At 41.1% G+C, this 23,367-nt stretch carries 8 protein-coding genes and 1 pseudogene; 4 read left to right on the plus strand and 5 right to left on the minus strand.

Annotated elements, in window-relative coordinates; all coding sequences use genetic code 11:
• Window positions 1–175: 175 nt before the first annotated feature.
• Both BV375_RS11770 and BV375_RS11775 read right to left on the minus strand, forming a co-directional pair.
• A complete protein-coding gene (locus BV375_RS11770) occupies window positions 176–2,170 on the minus strand; it encodes an AAA family ATPase (protein ID WP_086760623.1) in 1,995 nt (664 codons plus the stop codon).
• On the minus strand, window positions 2,167–3,438 hold the full coding sequence (locus tag BV375_RS11775) for a DUF4255 domain-containing protein (RefSeq protein ID WP_086760625.1): 1,272 nt from the start codon (window positions 3,436–3,438) through the stop codon (window positions 2,167–2,169). The genes BV375_RS11770 and BV375_RS11775 overlap by 4 nt, the downstream gene beginning before the upstream one ends.
• 622 nt (window positions 3,439–4,060) lie before the next feature.
• Here BV375_RS11775 and BV375_RS11780 point away from each other — a divergent pair.
• From BV375_RS11780 to BV375_RS11790, 3 genes are all read left to right on the plus strand, one after another.
• Window positions 4,061–6,148, plus strand: coding sequence for a serine/threonine-protein kinase (locus BV375_RS11780; protein WP_086760627.1), 2,088 nt, complete (start codon window positions 4,061–4,063; stop codon window positions 6,146–6,148).
• A gap of 201 nt (window positions 6,149–6,349) precedes the next feature.
• Window positions 6,350–10,519: a non-ribosomal peptide synthetase gene (locus BV375_RS11785; RefSeq protein WP_086760629.1), complete on the plus strand. Its 4,170-nt coding sequence runs from the start codon at window positions 6,350–6,352 to the stop codon at window positions 10,517–10,519.
• A gap of 85 nt (window positions 10,520–10,604) precedes the next feature.
• On the plus strand, window positions 10,605–13,865 hold the full coding sequence (locus BV375_RS11790) for a non-ribosomal peptide synthetase (RefSeq protein WP_086760631.1): 3,261 nt from the start codon (window positions 10,605–10,607) through the stop codon (window positions 13,863–13,865).
• Window positions 13,866–14,193: 328 nt separating this feature from the next.
• Here the strand turns inward: BV375_RS11790 and BV375_RS11795 are convergent, their stop codons facing one another.
• The gene (locus BV375_RS11795) at window positions 14,194–15,303 is read right to left on the minus strand and encodes an alpha/beta hydrolase (protein WP_243713916.1); all 1,110 of its coding nucleotides are present in this window, start codon (window positions 15,301–15,303) and stop codon (window positions 14,194–14,196) included.
• Between the two features lie 161 nt (window positions 15,304–15,464).
• Here BV375_RS11795 and BV375_RS11800 point away from each other — a divergent pair, with 161 nt between their 5' ends.
• Window positions 15,465–20,195 carry a non-ribosomal peptide synthetase gene (locus BV375_RS11800; protein WP_243713917.1) on the plus strand — a complete coding sequence of 1,577 codons (4,731 nt, stop codon included), beginning with the start codon at window positions 15,465–15,467 and terminating at the stop codon, window positions 20,193–20,195.
• Window positions 20,196–20,268: 73 nt separating this feature from the next.
• Here the strand turns inward: BV375_RS11800 and BV375_RS11805 are convergent.
• Window positions 20,269–20,559 (minus strand): annotated as a pseudogene (locus BV375_RS11805) (Uma2 family endonuclease); the annotation flags it as partial.
• A gap of 63 nt (window positions 20,560–20,622) precedes the next feature.
• Complete coding sequence (locus BV375_RS11810) at window positions 20,623–23,349, minus strand: CHAT domain-containing protein (protein WP_086760635.1); 2,727 nt, start codon at window positions 23,347–23,349, stop codon at window positions 20,623–20,625.
• Between the last annotated feature and the right edge of the window lie 18 nt (window positions 23,350–23,367).

A 23,367-nucleotide genomic window follows, 5' to 3' on the forward strand; every position in this document is an offset into this window, starting at 1 on the left:
CAACCGTCCCCCAATCGGGGGTTTGGGGGATTCTCCCCCAAATCTTGGTTTTTGTCCGACAAATGAGAACTCTTATCACCTTAACTGAACCGTATTGGCCTAAAAACCTCTTCCCTTCTGCCTTCTGCCCTCTGCCTTGTCATAACGACAATTTTTAACGCTGACCTACTTAGAATTAACTCCACCCCCCAATTTCCACCTCCGTTAACGGCTTTTCTAACTTGCCATATTCTGTCTGCGCCGCCCGCAGTATATGCTTCATCTGTACGGCTTCTCCAGCGTCGGCAGCTAAGAATGCTGCATTTAAGGCAATGTTCCGAATATTACCCCCAGCTACGTTGAGGCGTGCCAGTTTCACTACATCCAAGTCGGCTGTAGGTGTGTTGGGTGGAAAAATCCGCCGCCAAATCTCGGCTCTTTGCGCTGCATCGGGGAAGGGAAACTGCACGACAAAGCGAATGCGTCGCAGGAAAGCGGTATCAATCGCACTTTTGAGGTTGGTTGTTAACAGTGCCAAACCGGGATAAGATTCCATTCTTTGTAGTAAGTAGCTTACCTCGATGTTGGCATAGCGATCGCGGGCATCTTTAACTTCGCTGCGTTTGCCAAATAAGGCATCAGCTTCATCAAATAATAAAATTACTCCGCCTTGTTCAGCGGCATCAAATACGCGACGCAGATTCTTCTCTGTTTCGCCAATATATTTACTAACTACCGATGATAGATCAATGCGATAAAGGTCGAGGCGTAATTTATTAGCTAGTACTTCCGCCGCTAAGGTTTTTCCTGTACCACTAGCACCTGCAAATAAAGCGCTAATTCCCAACCCTCGCGCACTCTTAGCAGCAAATCCCCAGGTGTTATATACAGTACTTCGCTGCCGCACATGAGCCGCAATATCACGGAGAATTTGTTGCTGGTTGTCTGGTAATACCAAGTCGTCCCAATCAGCCGCAGGTTCAATCCACTGTGCTAGTTCATCCAAGCGTGGTCGTGCTTGTAAACGGCAAGCATCCCATAAAATATCGGTGAGGTTGCCTTCTTGTGGCTGTACTAATTGTCCTGCGGCTTCTGCACAGGCAGCTTGAATGGTTGCTGGACTCAGGTTAAACTGATCGACTAAGATTTTCACCTGCCCGTTGAGTTGGGGTGCAATTTCCGATAAGGCTTCTTGCCAAACTGCTCCTTGTTCTTTAGCTGTGGGTTGCTGCACGTCAAAACTTACTACCAAGCGTTGTGGCAAACGCATTCTTTCTCGACTGCTAATGAATAAAAAGCCATTTGTGTGTTCGATGAAATGTGCGATCGCATTTATTCGCGTAGCATCATTAGTATCGAGTTCATCGCAGTCTATGAGTAAAGCACTTTTACTTAAAATTGTCTCCCGCGTCCACAAGCGGATGAGGTTATCTAATTCTCCTGGTAATAGGGGAATGACTTGTGCAGGCATTACCCATAAATGTAAATTTTGGAGTTGACAAATTGTAGCTGCAATGGCGCGTTTGCTGCTAGTTTCGTTGCCGCATAACTGGACGATAGGTAAATTATTTCCTTTATAAGTTTGTTGCCAAACTGCTGTAACTCGCTCTGCTAAAGCTTGGTGTGATGGTACTAAATCTCCACCACCTGCTAATGGCTCGATAATACCAGCCAGCCGTTCGTCAAGATATTGAATACCAACTAAATAATGTAAAATCCGTTCGTCAATTCTTAGGGGACTGAGGGTTAAAGCGTGAGCTTCCCCAACTTGAATTAATCGCCAACGACGTAAAGGTGCATTGGGAGCGATCGCATCCCAGTGGACATTTGGTAACGCGGCTAAAGCTAAACTTAAAGTAGGATAAGCTCGTTGTGCATCTCCTTGAGCGATCGCACACAACCGTGCAAAATCTCCACTCAATTCCATACCTGCACACAATAGTAACAAGTCCCGTTCAAAGGCTGACAGCCGAAACATCCAGCAGAGATTATCTAATGCCGATGGTGTAGGCATAGCCGCGGCGGCTTCTTGTAAAGCTTGCTGTTGGGCGTTCTCTTGGTTTTGTAGCTCGGTAGGCTGCTGCGAACTCGTTGTATAACGTTCTAAGGCACCACGCACCACTGCTAAGGCTGCTGATAGGTAGCGCTGATTGGCATCGTGCCAATTATTAATTATTGTTTGAGTATTCATGTAATTATGACCTGTGGTGCTTCGTATTCTCCAGCCTGATTCATTTGCAATGGACTTTCCGCCCCATCTACTCGCACCCTGACAAGGTAAGTTCCTGGCTTGATATCTTTGATCGGAATTGTTATCGCATCGGTGTCTTCATTGTCTACTGATACAGGAAATGAGTAGACAACAGGACTTTTATTAGAGATTTCATTTAGTAGTAAAACTACTCGTTGCATCTTACCAACTTTCGGCTGAAATTTCACAGTAATTGTACCTGAGCGCAAATTCTCAGCATTTTTCTCTACTTCCGCGATCGCTGCTACGATTTTGGGATGCAGCACAAAAGGCGCAACATTCGATTCAATTTGCTGCTTTTGCGCAGCATCGCCCATTTTCAGGTGTACAACTTGCACGCCCTGGACGCCTGCATATAAATCTGGCGGTACTAGCAGACTGATTTGTGTTTCTTTCACATCTTCTGGTACTAGTAATTTCTCTGTATTGCCTAATCTAATTCTGGTAATCTCCCCCCGTAACCGCTTACCGCGAATTACTAATGTACTGTCTACAACAATTAATTGCTCTGTCTCGATAGGGGCGATAACTTGCTCAATACTTGGTTGAGACAAAGACATCATACATAAACCCTCAGCTTTAACAGAGTCTTCGCTCTCAATCAAAACCATTGATGCTTGATAACTAGCTGAGGGACGATAGTGAGTTTGTAACGCCGACCATAGTTTAGAAGTGTCTTCCATGTTAAAAAACTCAGGAGAAAGTTTAATCTGCCCAATTTGCTCAGCTAAATCAGAGACAGACACATTAGCTAAAGCCTGAGAAAAAACATTAGACGTACTTCGTGTAGATGCATTTTTCAAAGCATTGGCGATCGCACTAGTTGCGATCGCAGGTGTGCGATGCAATAGTTGCATTGCGTACCCTAGTAATAGCTCTGCCTGAAAATCTTTTGCCCCGTAAGCTGTGAGCAAGTAATGCAGGTCTAAAGCTAGTGGAGGATTTGTAGAGCGTGTGCTTTTATTTATCCGGGAGTTCTTGCTGCGAAATTCCTGAGATACCCAATCAACATTGCGGTTTTGCGTCACCTGATAGAGAAATAAATTGAGTTGAGCACGCTCATCAGTTCCGACTGTAATCAGATCCGGCGGTAGACCAGTCACAATCACGTCACCAACACTAGCAGTAATCGAGTCACTGACTAAACCATTTTCCAGCAAGTCTTTTAATACTGCTGTCACAGCGGCTATCGAGAGTGCGTTACTCATCCTCATTCCTCACGGTATTAGCACTTATTGAGCGTTTGAGTCAGACAAAATTTACAAAAGATTGTTTATAAAATATTCAACATTCTGCTCAGTGGTGATTCTCGGTAAAACTTATAAAAATACACAATTTAATTTTGTCAACTATCTATTGATATATTCAATAAAACATTGAGTAAAATGCACCTTTGTTATAAAATTTACATCTGATTTTTTGAAATCCACATAGTAGGGTAGGCAATGCCCACCCTACATATTTTTAATAGTTTGTGTATCAAAGTATGAAACTTTGATGCGTAAAGTCTGTCAATAAATAAGCTATATGACCAATAGATGATAATTGAGCTGGCAAAGCTCTGATTGAATTCACGTTAAATTTAACATTCGGAACAAATTGACACTACTATAAGTCCTGCTTTTAAGCTTTTATTAAGCATTTGGATCAAATGCCCAGCATTGGTTAAACTTATTAATATGCTAAGCTGGACGTAGATAAATTAATAAACACGAGTAATAAAAATTACTATTACCTAAATATTATTTGGCAGAAAAAAGTAGCTATAAAAGTAATATGTATTTTTGTTTCAAGGTAAAACTTTAAAGTAACTAGGATGGGTTCTATCAGATGACATCCCCACCATCTTCAAATTCTTGGAATGGGCGCTTTATAGGTGATAACCAGCGATACCGTTTAGAAAAACGGTTAGCTGGTGGTGGCATGGGTGAAGTCTTCCTAGCAATGGATACCCGTGTAGGTCAGTTGGTAGCATTGAAGTTATTAAAAGATACGCTAGTACCCTCAAAAGAGATGCGAAAGCGCTTTGAGCGGGAGATAGCAGTCTGTGCAGCTCTGCAAAGTGACCACATTGTTAAGATTAGTGACTGTGGCGTAACAATTGAAGGTCATCCATTCTATGTAATGGAGTATCTGCGTGGGCAAACATTGCGACAATTACTACTGCGTGAAAAGCGGTTATCTGTAGAGCGGACTGTAGGTATCATTACTCAAGTATGCAAAGGTTTGCAGCTAGCGCATGAAGGCGTGACTCTACAGCGGGATGGCGGCAAAAGCACAGAGCATATTCAGGTAATTCATCGCGACCTGAAACCAGACAATATCTTTTTAGTACCGACAGATTTAGGAGAGTGGGTGAAGATTTTGGATTTTGGTGTTGCTAAAATCCGCAATCAATCTTCAGAACAAACTAATATAACTAATACATTTATCGGGACGTTTCGCTACGCAGCGCCTGAGCAGATCCAAAGCGATAAAAACCTAGATGCAAAGGCGGATATTTATAGTTTAGGATTAATCCTCTACGAAATGCTAGGTGGAGCAGATCCTTTTGGTTTAAGTGTCAAAGCTCATAATATCAGCGAAGCTTCTTGGGTATTAGCCCATGCCTATGAGCCGCCGAAGCCACTGCGATCGCAACCAGGGTGTGAATATTTGTCTGAGCAGCTAGAGGCTGTAGTTCTCAAATGCTTGCAAAAGAATCCGAAGAACCGCTTTGCCAGTGTAGAAGAACTAGATCGAGCTTTGCGTGCGGTTGCTAAACCGATCGCTCTTAATTTTAGCGTCGAGGATGAAGAAGCGATCGCTCTCCATCCAACTGTACCCAGACCTGCTACCAATTCCGAAACCATACCCCGACCGCTGACACCGATTGAGCAAAGCCAACTAGAAGACACCACGCCCCCCTCTCAACCTTTGTATCATCAAGGTTTAGATGGGGAAACCATACCGCGGCCACTAACACCAGGTGAACAAAGCCAAGAGGAAGACGATACAGTTATTTACTTGCAACCTTTGTCTCATCAAGGTTCACATGAAGAAACAACACCCCGACCGCTGACACCAATTGAGCAAAGCCAAGGGCAAAATGAAACCATACCTCGCCCCCAACCTTTGTATCATCAAAGTTCAGATCAAGAAACCATACCGCGATCGCTGACACCAATTGAGCAAAGCCAACCAGAAGGCACGATTTTTCAGCCACGTCCTGAGCAAAATCAAGATTCAGATCCGGAGACCGTTCCCCGACCTTTGCAACCATTTGCCCAAAGCCAAGACGATACAATTCCTCGCCCCCAACCTATACCAAATCAAGGTTCAGATGGGGAAACCGTTCTGCGACCTCTGCAACCGTTCGCCCAAAACCAACCAGACGGGACAATCTTTCAACCACGACCAGCCCTACATCCAGAAATTAATCAAAATTCAGTTACGAATAATCCTGAATTCAGCAAAGAAGGGACTATTTTTCAACCACGCCCTGCATCTCGCCAAGCTGAACAACCAGCATCAGAAGGGACATTGTTTCAACCACGTCCCGTACCCCAACCAACACCGGAAGCTGGCACAATTTTTCAACCACGCCCTACACCCCAACAAGCTGGTCAACCAACACCGGATGGCGGCACAATTTTTCAACCACGCCCTGGATCTCACCAACCTGGTCAACCAACACCGGAGGGCGGCACAATCTTTCAACCACGCCCTGGACAAGTAGCACAGGATGGGAGCACAATTTTTCAGCCCAGGACAAACAAACAAGCACCTCAGAAACTTCCTAGCAATTTCTGGCGAATTCTAGGGGTAGTTTTTGCGATTGGATTTGCGTTAGCAGGAGTTATTTACTTCTACCCTCACTTACAATCTGGTAAAGAGAATGATCAAAAAACTTGGCAGAAATTCAACCATGTATGGTGAGCCATAAAAGTTATTCCGTGGAGTACTGCGCCAGATGTAAAATTCGGCGGAAATTAATAGCGGTTTGGCAAGTGAACAAAGCCGATAAAGTAAGCGCATAGGATATTACTGCGTCTCCCAATCACCGCCTCCTTTTGGTGAATTCTAACCTACTATAGGTTGAGAGAATCGCAAATAGGCAGTCTTGGAGTTGAGACAGTTATGAGCCAGTATCTTTCCGGTTTCACTGGTACTAAAGAAGAACTCAATTCTGCTGAAGAAGCAGAGGTTTTTGTCTTTGCCGCTTCTTTTGCCCAGCAAAGGTTATGGTTTCTCGACCAGTTAACACCAGGCAATCCATTTTACAATGTGTCAACAGCACTTCGCTTGACAGGTTTCCTCAACTTCATCGCCTTACAGCAGACATTTAACGAAATTGTCCGCCGTCATGAAACCTTACGCACCACGTTTGTAATGACAGAAGGGCAACTTCTACAGGTAATAGCTCCCACCTTAACCATACCCCTACCCTTAATAGACCTACGCAATTTCGAGAGCCAAGAACGCGAACAACAAGCGCGGCGACTCGCAACCGCAGAAGCTCAACGTTCTTTCAATCTGAGCACTGGGCCATTGCTGCGATTGACATTGCTACAACTGGATGAAGCAGAATATGTGCTACTGCTGAATTTACATCATATTGTTGCCGATGGTTGGTCTATTGGCGTGCTAATTAGAGAACTTGAGGCATTATATAAAGCCTTTGTCGAAGATCAGCCAGCGTCCTTGCCAGAACTACCCCTTCAGTATGCAGATTTCGCCGAATGGCAACGCGAGTGGTTACAAACACAAGGAACGAACGGCTGTACATCCCTAGAAACCCAATTAGCTTATTGGCAAAAGCAGTTAGATGGGGTTGCGGTGCTGAATCTCCCCACAGACAGGTTAAGACCAGCAGTTTCCACCTACCAGGGTGCAGAACAACTTATAGAACTACCGCCTTATTTAACTCAAAAGCTAGAGCAACTTAGTCAGCAAGCAGGCGTTACCTTGTTCATGACTCTGCTAGCAGCGTTTCAGACTTTACTCTATCGCTACACCCAGCAAGAGGATATTGCAGTCGGTACACCTATTGCCAACCGCAACCGCAGCGAAATAGAAGGATTAATTGGCTTTTTCGTCAATAGTTTGGTGCTACGTACTGATTTTTCAGGTAACCCAACGTTTCGAGAATTGTTGCATCGTGTCCGAGAAGTAACTTTGGGAGCCTATGCTCATCAAGAATTGCCCTTTGAAAAGCTGGTAGAGGAACTGCAACAAGAACGAGATTTGAGTCGCCATCCTTTGTTCCAGGTAGTATTTAGCCTGCAAAATACTCCCATTCAAGCGCTAGAGTTACCAGAGTTAAAGCTTTCGCTGTTTGAGTTCGACAGCAAAACCGCAAAGCTCGATCTAGAGTTTCACCTGTGGCAAGATTTAGAAAGTTTGAAAGGGCAAGTGGTTTATAGCACTGTTTTATTTGATGACATCACTATTACTCGGATGCTGGGACATTTCCAAACACTGCTAGAAAGGATTGTTGCTAATCCAGAACAGCGCCTTTGTAATTTGTCAATTTTAACAGAACCAGAACGACACCAACTATTAATAGAGTTTAATCAGAATAAATCCAAAATCTGTCTTGGAAAGTTTGCTACGGAGAGAAACCCTCCTGGCAACTTTCCGCAAAATCCAAAATCTAAAATTGAGCAGTGTTTCCATCAGTTATTTGCAGCACAGGTAGAGAAAAACCCCGATGCGATCGCCTTAGTATTTGAGCACAAACAGTTAACCTACCGCAAACTAAATACCCAAGCTAACCAACTTGCACACCACCTGCAACTATTGGGCGTAAGCGCAGATGCTGTAGTTGGCATTTGCATAGAGCGTTCATTAGAGATGATAGTTGCACTTTTAGGCATCCTCAAAGCTGGTGGAGCATACCTACCTTTAGATCCCACCTATCCTCAAGCGCGTCTTAAATTTATGCTTGAAGACGCGAAAGTATCAGTTTTGCTAACTCAACAGCAATTTGTTGAGCTTTTTGGGAATGCAGCGGTATCTGTAGTTTGCTTGGATAAAGATAGAGAAGCGATCGCTTTCCAAAGCCAAGAAAACCCAACTAGTTGTGTAACATCTAGCAACCTAGCTTATGTCATCTACACCTCTGGCTCAACAGGACAGCCTAAAGGCGTTTTAATCGAACACCGAGGACTTTCTAACTTAGTAGAAGCTCAGATTGAGGTGTTCAACTTGCAACCAAGTAACCGCATTCTGCAATTCGCATCATTAAGTTTTGATGCTGCAATTTTTGAGATTGTCATGGCACTGGGAACAGGAGCAAGTCTATATTTAGCAAAGAAAGAATCTCTTCTACCCGGTCAAGGTTTACTTCAATTATTGCGCGAAAACGCTATTACTCATGTTACCCTTCCGCCTACTGTTTTGGCAGTTCTACCTACAGAATCACTCCCCGCATTGCAAACTATAATTTGTGCAGGCGAATCTTGTTCTGGGGAGATTATAAAACGTTGGTTGAGTTCTCATCGGAGATTTTTTAACGCCTATGGGCCTACTGAAGCAACTGTTTGGTCAAGCATTGCCGAGATTACCGTTGTTTGTGACAAACCGCCCATTGGTCGCCCTATTGCTAACACTCAAATTTATATATTAGATAAACATTTACAACCTGTACCAATTGGAATTCCTGGTGAAATATATATCGGTGGAGTAGGACTAGCGCGAGGCTACCTTAACCGTCCTGAATTAACTGCTGAAAAGTTTATTTCCAATCTTTTTGAGAAGGCTGAAGGAAGTCGTCTGTATAGAACAGGGGATTTAGCTCGTTATCGACCAGATGGCAATATTGAATTTTTAGATCGTATCGATAATCAAGTAAAAATTCGCGGCTTCCGCATTGAGTTATCAGAGATTGAAGCAGTGCTAAATCAGCATCAAAGCGTGAAAGAAGCAGTAGTAATTGCTAAAGAAAATGTATCTAATGGAAAGGATTTAATAGCTTATATTGTTCTCCAGTTAAAGCAGACAGCAACAACAATTGAGCTTCGGAAATTTATTAAAGATAAATTACCACAATACATGGTTCCACAAACTTTTTTACTGTTAGATTCTCTGCCGCTTACTCCTAACGGCAAAGTGAACCGCCAAGTACTAACAGCACTCGATAGTGTAATTAATCGTTCAATAGATAAAAGTTTTATCGCTCCTCGTAATTTTATCGAAGCAAAGTTGGCAGAAATTTGGGCTGAAGTGCTTAAAATTGAGCGTGTAAGTATTCAGGATAACTTCTTCGACTTGGGCGGTAATTCGTTACTGGCTGTAAGACTTATAGAACAGATACGCAAGCAATTTGAGCGTGAATTACCACTATCTACATTATTTTTAAACCCCACAATTGAAAGTTTAGCAAATTCCCTATTAACAGAAACAGAGCCTCTACCTTGGTCTCCTTTAGTTACGATTCAGCCTGCTGGCTCTAATCCACATTTCTTCTGTATCCACCCTATCTTTGGGGTTATCTTTCCTTATTACGAATTAGCTCATCATTTAGGAAATAATCAACCATTTTATGGGCTGCAATCTATAGGAATTGATGGTAAAAATGCTCCGCTAACTAGCATTGAAGATATGGCTGCCCATTACATTGAAGCATTACGTCAAGTGCAGCCAAAAGGCCCTTATTTTTTAGGCGGTTGGTCTTTTGGCGGTGTGGTTGCTTTTGAGATGGCACAACAACTGCAAAAGTCTGGGGATGAGGTGGCTTTACTTGCTATGCTTGACACATTAGCACCAATTCCCAGTAATATTCCTTCTTTTGGTAATGGTTTAAAGTTTCTTCTCACTACCGTGGCGCGAGATATATGGCCCTTTCTATTTGAATATTGTTGTCTAATAGCTGCTCACAGCAAGAATCAAGCTAATAATTTAATTTCTCAATTTTTTAATTTTAATAAATTTAATGGATGGTTTGAGAGAAGTCTATTATCGCACGTGCTTTTAAAAGAGATTCCCACAAATAACTTAATATCTGAGGATACTAACTTACATCTTTTAAACGAGTTAACAGTTATCCCTATACTGCGTATTTTCTACGCTAATAGTCAAGCAGTAATTAAATACATTCCGCAAGCCTACCCTAAGCAAATTACTCTGTTTAAAACAAGTAAGACATCAAGTATGGCTGAGGAAGATTTGAGTATGGGGTGGGATAATTTGGCTGTTAAGAAAACAGAAATTCATATGATTGCCGGTAATCACTTAACTATGTTGAGAAAGCCTCATATCCAAATTCTAGCTGCACAGCTTAGAGCCTGTATTGAAGAGAGGGGCTAGAGGCTAGGGGCTAGAGGCTAGGGGCTAGGGGATGAGGGCGCTTGCAATTTTTAATCTAAAATCCAAAATTGATATAAGGAGCAATATGTCTTCCGAAGAAGTTTTTGTCTTTCCTGCATCTTTTGCCCAACAACGATTGTGGTTCCTCGACCAGTTAAATCCCGGTAATACTATTTACAATGTACCTACAGCCATTCGTTTGACAGGTTCCCTGAACTTAGCAGCGTTAGAACAGACTTTTAACGAAATTGTCGGTCGCCACGAAACCTTACGCACTACATTTCAGGTATTAGATGGACAGCCCTTGCAAGCGATCGCGCCCAGCTTAAGAATACCTCTTAATGTATTAGACCTACAGCAATTGCCAGCTGATAAACAGGAGGCTGAAGCAAAACGCATTATTAGCGTAGAAATAGAGCGTCCTTTCGATTTGTCCTTTGGGCCGTTGCTGCGAGTAATGTTACTCGTGCTTTCCCAGACAGAACATATTCTATTGCTAAATATGCACCACATTATCTGCGACGATTGGTCTATGGGAGTGCTAATTCGGGAACTGAGCGCTATCTACACAGCTTTTGCCCAAAACCAGCCTGCGCCTCTGTTGGAATTACCTCTTCAGTACGCCGACTTTGCCCATTGGCAGCGTGAATGGTTGCAAGGAGAGGTACTCCAAACTCAGTTGACTTACTGGCGGCAGCAATTAAACGATATTTCGATGCTAGATTTGCCTGTTGATAAACAGCGATCGCCTATACAAAGCTATCAAGGAGAAACAGAATTTTTAGAGTTACCGCAAAAGCTAACTGATGCACTTGAAGCGCTTTCCCAGCAAGAAGGAGTCACTTTATTTATGACTCTGTTGGCAGCATTTCAAACATTACTTTACCGCTACACATATCAAGAAGTTATTACGGTAGGTTCGCCAATTGCTAACCGTAACCACAGCGAAATTGAAGGCTTAATTGGTTTTTTCGTCAATAGTTTAGTACTACGTACCCACTTAAGTGGAAACCCATCTTTTCGGGAACTGCTAGGTAGATTACGGGATGTCACACTCGGAGCATATAGCCACCAAGATTTACCTTTTGAGAAGTTAGTTGAAGAATTGCATCCAGAGCGAAACTTGAGCCACCACCCACTCTTTCAAGTAGTATTTGGGTTCCAAAATGCCCCAATGTCGGCGCTAGAATTGCCTGGGTTAGAGCCTAGTTTTATCAATATTGATATTAAAAAAACCCGCTTTGATTTAGAGATGCATCTGTGGAAATGTTTTGAAAATTTTAGAAGCCTATGGGGAGCAAAATGGCAACTCTCTGAGGGTATTAGAGGTGTAATTGTTTACAACAGCGATTTATTTGAACAAGCCACCATTACTCGGATGCTAGGACATTTTAAAATGCTGTTGTCAAGCATTGTTACCAATCCAGAGCAAGCGATCGCACATCTTCCACTATTGAGCAAACAGGAGCAACATCAGTTATTTATTGAATGGAATAACACCCAAGCAGATTATCCTCAAGATAAGTTGATTCATCAATTATTTCAACAGCAGGTAGAACAGCATCCTGATTTCATAGCCGTAAGCTTTGGAAATCAGCAACTCACTTATCGAGAATTAAATAATCGCAGTAATCAACTAGCTCACTATTTACAAAAACTGGGTGTAAAATCGGAAGTTTTAGTAGGTATTTCTGTAGAGCAATCAATAGAATTTATTGTAGGTTTGCTGGGAATTCTCAAAGCAGGCGGAGCATATCTGCCATTAGACCCTAGCTATCCTCAAGAGCGTTTAAATTTTATGTTGGAGGATGCAGAGGTTTCTGTGTTACTGACACAAGAAAAATTACGCAAGCATTTTGAGGAATTCTCAAATCTAATTATTTTTATAGATAATGATTGGAAACTTATTGCTCGAGAAAGCGAAGCAAATCCTATAAGCAAAGTAAGCAGCGATAATTTAGCTTATATAATTTACACTTCTGGTTCTACAGGCAAGCCTAAGGGAGTAGCTGTAACGCACAAAGCTGTAAATCGATTGGTGTGCAATACAAACTATATAACTTTAAAACCTGCTGATAAAGTTGCTCAAGCCTCAAATATTTCCTTTGATGCAGCGACATTCGAGATTTGGGGAGCACTACTTAATGGTGCTCAACTGATTGGCATTAGCAAAGATGTCATTCTTTCACCTGAGAAATTTACATTACAGCTAAAAGAAAAAGGCATCAGCGTTCTGTTTTTAACCACTGCTTTATTCCAACAAATTGCTAGAGATGTTCCGCAGGCTTTTGCGAGTTTGCGATATTTACTGTTTGGTGGCGAAACTATTGATCTTAGATGGATTAAGAAAATTATTAAACATGGTGCGCCAAAGCATTTAATTCATGTTTATGGGCCTACAGAAAATACAACATTTTCTTCTTATTATCAGGTGCATGACATACCAGAATCAGCTATATCTATTCCTATAGGCTGCCCGATTACAAATACACAAATTTATCTATTGGATACTAATTTACAACCTGTTCCTATTGGCGTTGTAGGCGAATTGTATATTGGAGGTGAGGGACTGGCGCGAGAATATCTTAACCGACCTGAATTAACTACTGAATGTTTTATTACAATTCCAGAAACAGGGTTTATTCCAGAAGCAAGACTTTACAAAACAGGTGATTTAGCTCGCTATTTAATAGATGGTAATATTGAATTTTTAGGTCGAATTGATAACCAAGTCAAGATTCGCGGCTTCCGCATTGAATTGGGAGAAATTGAAGCGGTGCTAAGTCAACATCCAGCCGTGCAGCAAACTGTAGTAATTGCGGCTGAAGATATACCTGGTGATAAGCAATTAGTTGCTTACATTGTTCCTCGTCAAGGACAGATTATAACAACTACTGATTTACGCCAATTCTTAAAAGCAAAGCTACCAGAATATATGGTGCCAACAGCATACGTGTTACTGGAATTTCTACCACTATCGCCCAATGGTAAAGTGGATCGCCGTGCTTTACCTGCACCTAATATACTCACTTTTATTCAACAAGATTATGTAGCACCTAGAACGCAGATTGAAGATTTGCTTGTGGAAATTTGGGCTAAGGTTTTAGGAAAAGAACAAGTAGGTATCCACGATAATTTCTTTGAATTAGGCGGTCATTCTCTACTAGCAACTCAGTTAGTTTCTCGCATTCGGGACACCTTGCAAATAGATATGCCTGTACGTAATTTATTTGAAGCACCGACTGTGGAACAACTTGCTAGATATATTGAAACAATGTCTTGGGCAAAAAAAGGTTTGGATAGGTCTGTAAATAGCGAAACTCACCGAGAAGAAGTGGAATTTTAAGATAATTGCTCATTAATTACTTTTGCTGGGATGCATCCCAGTTTTTATTTTGCAACTAGAGAATAACTGTCATTGCGTAAAGCCTACGGCATAGCTTCGCTTAGCGCGTAGCGTCTCGTAGAGAGGAGGAACGACGAAGCAATCACAAAATCTTCAACTAAGAACGAGTCCATGCGATTGCTTCGCTCCGCTCGCAATGACGTTCAAAAAAGTGGGATACTCCCCTTTTCCTGGGTTTAATCTTATTCAGTTAGATAGAATTCTCTAGGGATATTATCAAAAAGATTTGATTTTGATGTACGGTGATTTAATTAGCAGTTCATCTCTTCTAATGATTAACTTTACACTCAGCACAAAAAGCGCTGACTGCTTCAGCAAATCGCTGGTTCTGCTCCATTAATGCCATGTGTCCACCAGGTTTGATCGTAACTCTTTGGGAGTAAGGTAATTCTGCTTTCATGCGATCGCTCGCCACAGGTTTAGTTGCTATATCGGAAGCACCACACACTACCAACGCCGGAACGTGAATATTTGGCAGCGTGTTTGTTTCATCGAACTGAAACATTGCTAGTGTGCCACGAGCCAGGACACCAGGAGAACCCAATGCTGATAATAAAGCGGCAAAATTGAGTTGACCGCGCGTTTCTGTACCCGTAAATCCCGATAGTTCGACAGTGATGTAGAGCGAACCATTGAGATAAGAAAGCCAAGTCATCAACCAAAAAATCGGCGATAGCACAATAGTCAGGTACAACACAGGTTCAAGTAACGGCTTCTGTAATTTACGTACTACACCGCTAAAAATACAAGTTTTTAACGGATTAGTATAAGTAGTATCTACAAGAATTAAGCCAGCAATTCTGCGCCCCAAATGCTCTGGAAACAGGCGGCAAAATGTTAGGTTAATCATACCGCCCATGCTGTGTCCTAGTAAAATAACAGGCTGATCTCCTGCGATGGCAACAACAGCTTCTAAATCACGAGCATATTTTTCTAAAGAATAATCCTTGTTTTTCGGTCTAGAAGATTTTCCTAACCCTGGGAGATCCCAAACAATAACTCGAAAGCGATCGCTTAGTTGTCGTTTGGCATAATACCATACAGTACTGTTCGGCCCCCAACCATGTGACAAGATAATCGGTTGACCATCCTCAGGGCCAAAAAACTCTACTTGCAGTACACTACCATCTGGTCGTGACAAACGTTGTACGCTTTGGCTACGCATGAACTTAGGTTCCTCAGAACCAGGACGGCGCAGTAATGGCAAACTGATAAAACGACCGCCAAAAGACCACAGCACCATTACTAGTCCAGCCACTAAGTAGGAAGTTCCTACAAGTTTTCGTTCATACCATTCATAGAGAATGTAGATTCCCCCGCCAAGTATGCCAATCGACAGCAGTTGAACTAGCCATATCAGCAGAAAATTATGAGGCATGAATATCATGAGCCTAAACCTTGCGAACTGCACTGTCTTTTAGCTACATACCATAGTTACAATGATGAAACTTTCAACCCCAGGAATGATTTATACAGTGGGATAGGTGTGATAATAATTTGAGATTAAATAGTAGTAAGTAACAACTGTTGCGAAGGGGTGTGATTTTGAAGACGCTTGAGTTCTTATCTTATCTTCGCAGCTTAGATATTCAAGTTTTTATTGATGGCGAAATATTGCGCTGTAAAGCTCCTGAAGGAAGTTTAACAGCAGAACTTCGTAAAGAAATTCAAGAGCGTAAACCAGAAGTTATTGAATTCTTCAAAGCAGCTAATCGTACTACCAACTTCACTTCTACACCTCTTTTACCTATTTCCCGCATAGGAGATATTCCTCTCTCTTTTGCTCAACAAAGACTGTGGTTTCTTGACCAATTATTACCTAAAAATCCTTTTTATAACGTTCCAGCAGCACTGCATTTAAAAGGTTGGCTTAATTTAGCAGCATTAGAGCAAACTTTTAACGAAATTGTGCAACGTCACGAAGCTTTACGCACCAATTTTGTTATGCAGTCAGGACAACCAGTTCAGGTAATTAAATCCAGCTTAAAAATATCATTACCAATAATAGATTTACAGCAACAGCGATCAGCCGAACGCGAAATACAAGCACGACAACTTATTACCCAAGAAGCTCAAAGACCTTTTAATTTATCAACTGAACCATTGCTGCGGGTAACACTATTGCGATTGGATGAAGCAGAACATATCTTGCTGCTGAATATGCACCATATTGTTTCAGATGGTTGGTCTATTGGGGTGCTAGTTCAGGAAATCGCAGCACTTTACACAGCTTTTACTAATAACCAGCCTTCTCCTCTACCGCAACTAAAAATTCAGTATGCAGACTTTGCCCAATGGCAACGCCAATCGCTACAAGGGGAAGTATTAGAAACTCAGTTAGCTTACTGGCGAAAGAAATTAGATAATATTTCCATATTAAATCTCCCTACAGATAAACCACGTCCAGCCGTGCAATCTCACCGAGGTGCAAGGCAATTTATAAAACTACCAAAAAGCTTGAGTGCAAAGCTATTAACTCTTTCTCAGCAGGAAGGAGTAACTTTGTTTATGACTCTGCTGGCAGCATTCCAAATATTACTCTACCGCTACACTCAGCAAGAAGATATTGCTGTCGGTTCGCCTATCGCCAACCGCAACCGTAGCGAAATTGAAGGATTAATTGGTTTTTTTGTTAATAGTTTGGTGTTGCGTACCAACCTAAGCGGCAACCCAACTTTTAGAGAATTATTGAGTCAAGTTAAAGAAGTAGCTTTTGGTGCTTACGCTCATCAAGATGTGCCTTTTGAAAAGCTGGTAGAGGAACTACATCCAGAGCGAAGTTTAAATCAAAATCCACTATTTCAAGTTGCATTTGCCCTACAAAATGCGCCGATGTCAGCGTTAGAACTACCTGGACTAACACTCAGTCCTTGGCAATTTGATAGTGAAACAACGCGTTTTGATTTAGAATTTCACCTGTGGGAGCAAGAGCCAAATAATGGATTGTGGGTAGATAATTCAGAAGGAATCAGCGGTTTTGTCATTTACAGCACCGATTTATTTGAAGATGCTACTATTACTCGGATGCTGGAACATTTTAGAATATTACTTGAGGGTATAGTTGCAAATCCAGAACAGAAAATTGCTAATTTACCGCTTTTAAGTGACGCGGAGTTACATCAGCTATTAGTTACATGGAATAATACCCAAGTAGATTATCCTCAAGATAAGTGCATCCATCAATTATTTGAGCAAATTGTAGAACAAAATCCTGATAATATAGCGCTTGTATTAAAAGAGCAGCAAATTAGCTATCAAGAGTTAAATATTCGCAGCAATCAACTTGCACATTATCTCAAAAAATTAGGCGTTACATCTGAAGTTTTAGTAGGGCTTTGTGTAGAACGTTCTTTTGATATGGTCATCGGGATGTTAGCCATCCTGAAAGCAGGCGGAGCATATTTACCTTTAGATGCAACTTATCCGCCTGAGCGTTTAAAATTTATGTTGGCAGATGCACAGGTGCCAATTTTATTAACTCATCAGCAATGGGTTGAACGTTTGGGAAACCAAAGTTCACAGGTTATCTGTTTGGATAAAGACTGGGAAGTTATTGCTCAAGAAATTGCAGATAATCTCCCTAGCGAAGTTACAGTAAACAACCTTGCTTATGTCATTTATACCTCTGGCTCAACAGGAAAACCCAAAGGTGTACAAATTGAACATAGAGGATTGTTAAATCTGATTTTTTGGCATCAAAAAGCTTTTGCAGTTTCATCCCTTGACCGAGTAACACAGATTGCTGGGGTTGCCTTTGATGCTTGCGGCTGGGAAATTTGGCCTTACCTTACAGCTGGGGCAAGTATCTATATTGTAGATGATGAAATTAAGCGATCGCCTGAACATCTCCGAGATTGGCTGATATCAAAATCTATCACAATTTCTTTTGTACCGACACCTTTAGCTGAAAAGATTATCCCATTAGATTGGTCTAATAATACAGATTTAAGAATATTACTAACAGGTGGAGATAAACTACATGAATATCCTTTAGCTTCCCATAATTTCCAGGTAGTTAACAACTATGGACCTACAGAGAATACAGTTGTGACAACTTCTGGGCAAGTTATTGCTAACAATTCAAATAATTTACCACCTGCAATTGGTCGTCCTATTGCTAATACACAAGTTTATATATTAGATAAAAATTTACAACCTGTACCTATTGGTGTTCCAGGTGAATTATATATCAGTGGTGATGGTTTGGCGCGAGGATATTTAAACTGTCCAGATTTAACTGCTGAATGCTTTAAGAAGACAGAGGGCAGATGGCAGATGGCAGAAGGACAAGAAGAAAGTCGTTTGTACAAAACTGGTGATTTAGTTCGCTATCAATTAGATGGTAATATTAAGTTTTTAGGTCGCCTTGATGAGCAGGTAAAAATTCGTGGCTACCGCATTGAATTAAGAGAAATTGAAGCAGTATTAAGTCAGCATCTAGCCGTGCAGCAAACTGTAGTGATGACTCATGAAGATGCAGGCGAAAAACGTTTAGTAGCTTATGTTGTTCTAAATAGTGAATACACCAGCGAGCAAGAAAATAAGCAGTTAATGCAACTGCAAGATGAGCAGGTTTTGCAATGGCAAATACTTTATAACGAAATCTATCATCAATCTGCTGCTGATTTAGATCCAAAATTTAATTTTATCGGCTGGAATAGTAGTTACACAAATCAACCTATTCCAATAGTACAGATGGGTGAGTGGATAAATAACCAAGTAGCGCAAATTCAAGCTTTAAACCCGCAGCGAGTATTAGAAATTGGTTGTGGAACTGGTTTAGTACTTTTTAGAATTGCTCCTCACTGTAATCAATATTATGGAACAGATTTTTCTCCAATTTCACTTAACTATATTAAACAGCAGTTGGCAAAGCAAGAACTACCGCAAGTAACGCTGCATCAGAAGATAGCTGATGATTTTGCAGGAATAAAAGCAGCAGCTTTTGATGTGGTAATTCTCAACTCTGTTGTGCAATATTTTCCTAGTATTGATTATTTTATTCAAGTTTTAGAAGGTGCGGTAAAAGCAACTGCATCTGGTGGCTTTATCTTCATCGGAGATGTGCGTAATCTGCGACTTTTGGAAGCTTTTCATGCATCTGTGCAACTGTATCAAGCTGAACCTTCTCTGACTCGTGCTGAGTTGCAGCAAAGGGTACAAATGCAACTTTTCCAAGAAACAGAGTTAGTCATCGATCCAGCTTTTTTCAATGCTTTAAAGCAGCACTTTCCCCAAATTAGCCGCGTACAAATTCAACTTATTAGGGGAAAAGAAAGCAATGAGCTAACTCAGTTTCGTTATAATGCTATTCTTCATATTAGCAGTGAGCAGCAAGAAAATAGAGAAGTACAATGGCTAGACTGGCGCGAAAATAACTTCACAATATCTTCAGTACATCAGCTATTAATTGAGAAGCAACCAGATATTTTAGCTATTACCAATGTACCCAATGCACGGGTAATGACAGCAGTTCAAACAGCAGAATGGCTAGCAGATGGAGAAGATTTGCAAACAACAGGCCAGATGCGTAAGGCTTTGCAAGAAATTGAGAATTTAGGAGTAGATCCCGAAGACTTTTATGAGCTGGCTAATCAACTACATTACAGGGTAGATATTAGCTGGTCAGATTCAAATAATGAAGGAAATTATGATGTAATTTTTATACAAAAAGAAGCAATAAATCAGAAAATTGTTTTTCCACATAGCACACGACAACGTGCATGGCAATCTTATGGAAATAATCCCTTACAAGCTAAAGCAGCACGGAAATTAGTACCGCAGTTGCAAACTTATTTAGCGCAAAAGCTGCCGGAGTACATGATACCGTCTATATTTGTAGTGCGATCGCACTTACCTATGACGGCTAATGGTAAACTCGATCGCCGCGCCTTACAAGTACCAAATCTCATAAACTCAGAATTAGCAGCAGGTTATGTCGCGCCTCGAACTGCTGTAGAAGAAGTGTTAGTGAAAATTTTTGCTGAGGTGTTAGGAATCAAGCATGTTGGTATTCATGACAATTTCTTTAAATTAGGCGGACATTCTTTATTAGCAACTCAGCTTATCTCCAGAGTGCGCGACAGCTTCCAATTAGAGTTACCTTTACGTAGCGTATTTGAAGCTTCGACAATTGCAGAATTATCTAAAGTTGTGGAAAGCTTTAAAGAAAGCAATACTCAAAATCAAGCCCCAGCTTTAGTACCATTATCCCGTGAAAGTCGGCGGATGAAGTTATCTTCTCTAAACAAAGAAAGTAAGGAGAATTAACCAAAAAACAGGTAAGAAATATTTAGATGCGCTTACCTAGGAAAAAGGGTTAGTTGAATACATTTAACTCTAGATGATGCTCTCGATACTCGCGTCCTAAACGTTGGACAATGGCAATATCTGGTTCTGGTTCCGAGTTGTTGGGTAAAGTGATCGGCTTGGCTTCACGTAATGTCGCACGCTTGCCTAACAACTCAGCTAAATATTCACCAGCTTCATCACTACAATAAGCATGGGGTTCTCCTTCCGGTGACATTTCGACAATTTCCCCTTTAAGTAATTCAACTTTGCGCGAACTCAAAATGCGAGCGTCAATCATGCGGTGATATTCGTCAATCGTCCACTTAGCAGTAATAACGCTCATACCGATTGATTCCTCCCAATAATTCTTTTTATTTTTCCATGTTAAACCAGACAATATCTAGCTTCATTGCCAATTACCTACCAAAACAAAAGGTGCCCAGTAATAGGGATGTTTAAATTTAGGATTTAACTCTCCTGAAAGTAGAAAGAGTTGAGCGTTACGCAAAGCTTCGGCTTTTTTATGATTTTGAGCAATCTCTTTGTAAAACTGAATCATTAGAGCCGCAGTTGCTTCATCGTTGACACTCCAAAGAGTAGCTAATGTACTGCGTGCACCAGATTGTACGGCAATTCCCGCTAATCCTAAAGCGGCGCGGCTATCACCAGCGGCTGTTTCGCAAGCACTCAAGACAAGTAAATCTATTGCCGTTTGTTGATTTGTCTCGCGAGTTTTCAGTACAGAACTGAAATCGTTCACATTTAGCCGTTGGTTCCAAGTCAAAATGAAGGTTTCTTCTGCTTTGGAACTAAACTTTCCATGAGTTGCTAGGTGTAATATTCCTCCGGGAAAAGACTGAACAGCCTCTTCAATTCTTTGCAGAGTAAAATTGTTATCAAGAAAATTTCCGGCTGTGGAAAATATTCCTTTGATTTGCTCAAGCTCATATTTCACTCCAGGTAATGCCGGAAAGTTGTCACGAGCTTCACTGAGTCCCCCAACAACTGCTTGCAATCGTTTTTTTGCCAAAGGTTGAGGGGGTAATAACTCTAACCCTGGTGTATTAGCAATGTTATATTTTTTCTCAATTAAATATTGCTTTTTTTGTTGATCGTAAAGAGCCGCAATTGGGATACTCTGCAATGTTCCATCTAAGACAAAGACGATATTTTTGACGCCACTGTTTTGTAGATCTGATTCAATAGGGCGAATCAACCATTCGTATACTTGCTGTGAAGTTTGCACAAACTCACGAGCGCTTCTAAAAAATATTTTTTGATGGAGTTCTTTAATTTTTTCTTCAAATGTCTTTTGAGGGAGAATAACTGTATGCAATTTCAGTGATTTATTGTTTTGCTGATGCGGTAATGAGAGGATAATAGATAAGCGATCGCTTAAAACCACAGGATAAATTACAGCCGTTTGTTTCTGTTGATCGATTTCATCAATCTGCACGGGTTTCGCGTCTACACAAGCTCTGCGAAAAAAGTTATCTAATTCTGCTAACTGTAATGATTCAATAACTTTTCTGGCTTTATCTAAATTTTCTGTACTAGGTTCCCCAGTTTTTGGTAATAGCAAACTCACATACTCGCGGTAGACTGGTTCTACTTCATCGCGAAAAGAAAATTGAGCGTCACGATTAACGGTAACTAAATCACGGCGGATGGATTTTAAATTTTTGACTGCTTTATCATAGGCTGCGATCGCTCCTAGTTCGTTACCTTGAGCATTACCGCTAGCGCTAAGAATACGTCCTAATTGCCATTGCCAACGATAAGCAATATCCCGCGCTTGAATCCCTTCTGCTAATTTTAGCGCTTGTTGGGTCAAGGTTTGAGCTTCCGACCATTGCTGAGTTTGTTCATATAAACTCCCCAAAGTACCTAAAGCATAAGCTTGCGATCGCACATCTTCGAGGATTTTAGCTTGCTGATAACCTGTAGCGACAACTTTAGCTGCCGTGCAGAGGGAATCAGCAGTTGCGCAAGTGTTTTGAGTGGGAATTCCTCCCTTAGCTAAAACTCCCATTTTTGCTAGCTTCAGTAGAGTTTGAGCAAAGTTGATTTGAGCATAAACACTGCTGCGGCTTGCTGGTAAGCTTTCCAGCTTTGCTGATAAACTTGCAACTTCAGAGAGAATTTCCTGTGACAAAGCTGGGGTTGGTGATTCTGTTGGTAGAGATTGTACCAACAGCCGTAGTTGATTTAATTGTGCTTGTAACTGTGTTCTCTGCTTCTGAGAAATACTAGCAGCGCGTTTATAAAACTGTATTGCTTCTTCGCTGTTTTGCTGCGCTTGAGCAGTATTTCCCAAACTTAACAAAATTTCTGCTAGCCTTTCTTGTTCAATGTTTGGCTGTGCTTGGGCTTTATTACCTAAACTTAACTTTAAATTACAAATTTCTTCTACTTGCGATCGCTTTGCTTGGATCTGACAACTTTGCTCTAATATCTGCCGGGATTTATTGACATCTCCAACTACAAGTAAGCTTTTACCAAGACTAAGCAATCCAGTTGCTTTCAACAAAGAGTCTGGTTGTTTATCTAAAGTCAGCTTTATGTCTTCTAAGGTGTTAGTAGCGCGACGGTAAAGACCTAATGTTTGTAGTGCCTGAGCTTGATTAATTTTGCTACCAATTTTACCTGACTCATCTCCAATTTTACTGTAAGTAGTTGTTGCGTCTTGCCAACTAGTTAAAGCTTTTTCTGTTTCTCCTCGTGCTAGTTGTAACTGACCTTGAGTATTAAGTGCTTGAGCACGAATCGATAAATAATCTTTACTATCACTTTTGCTTTGTAATAGCTGCAAACTTTGTTCAGTAGCCTGTTGAGCATCAGCTAATTGTCCCAATTGTTGATAAGTTAAGGAAAGATAATTTAATATCAGAGCTTGGTTGAGTTTATCTCCTTTAGATTGAAACGATTCCTTTGCTAGCTGGAAAATCTTTAGTGCTGGAGAATATTGTTCTTTTTGGTATGCTACTAAACCTTGATCTAATAATTCCTTGCCATTTGCAGTTTGAGTCTGTGATACCTGGGGATTGATGACTGCAACTAGGGGAGAACTTTGATTAATTAAATTGACAGCAGGATTTAGAGATAAGGTAGCGAGAAGTAAAAGTATAGACATAAATAATTAAGTAGGTAA

This window comes from Nostoc sp. 106C (assembly GCF_002154725.1).
GTDB lineage: Bacteria > Cyanobacteriota > Cyanobacteriia > Cyanobacteriales > Nostocaceae > Aulosira.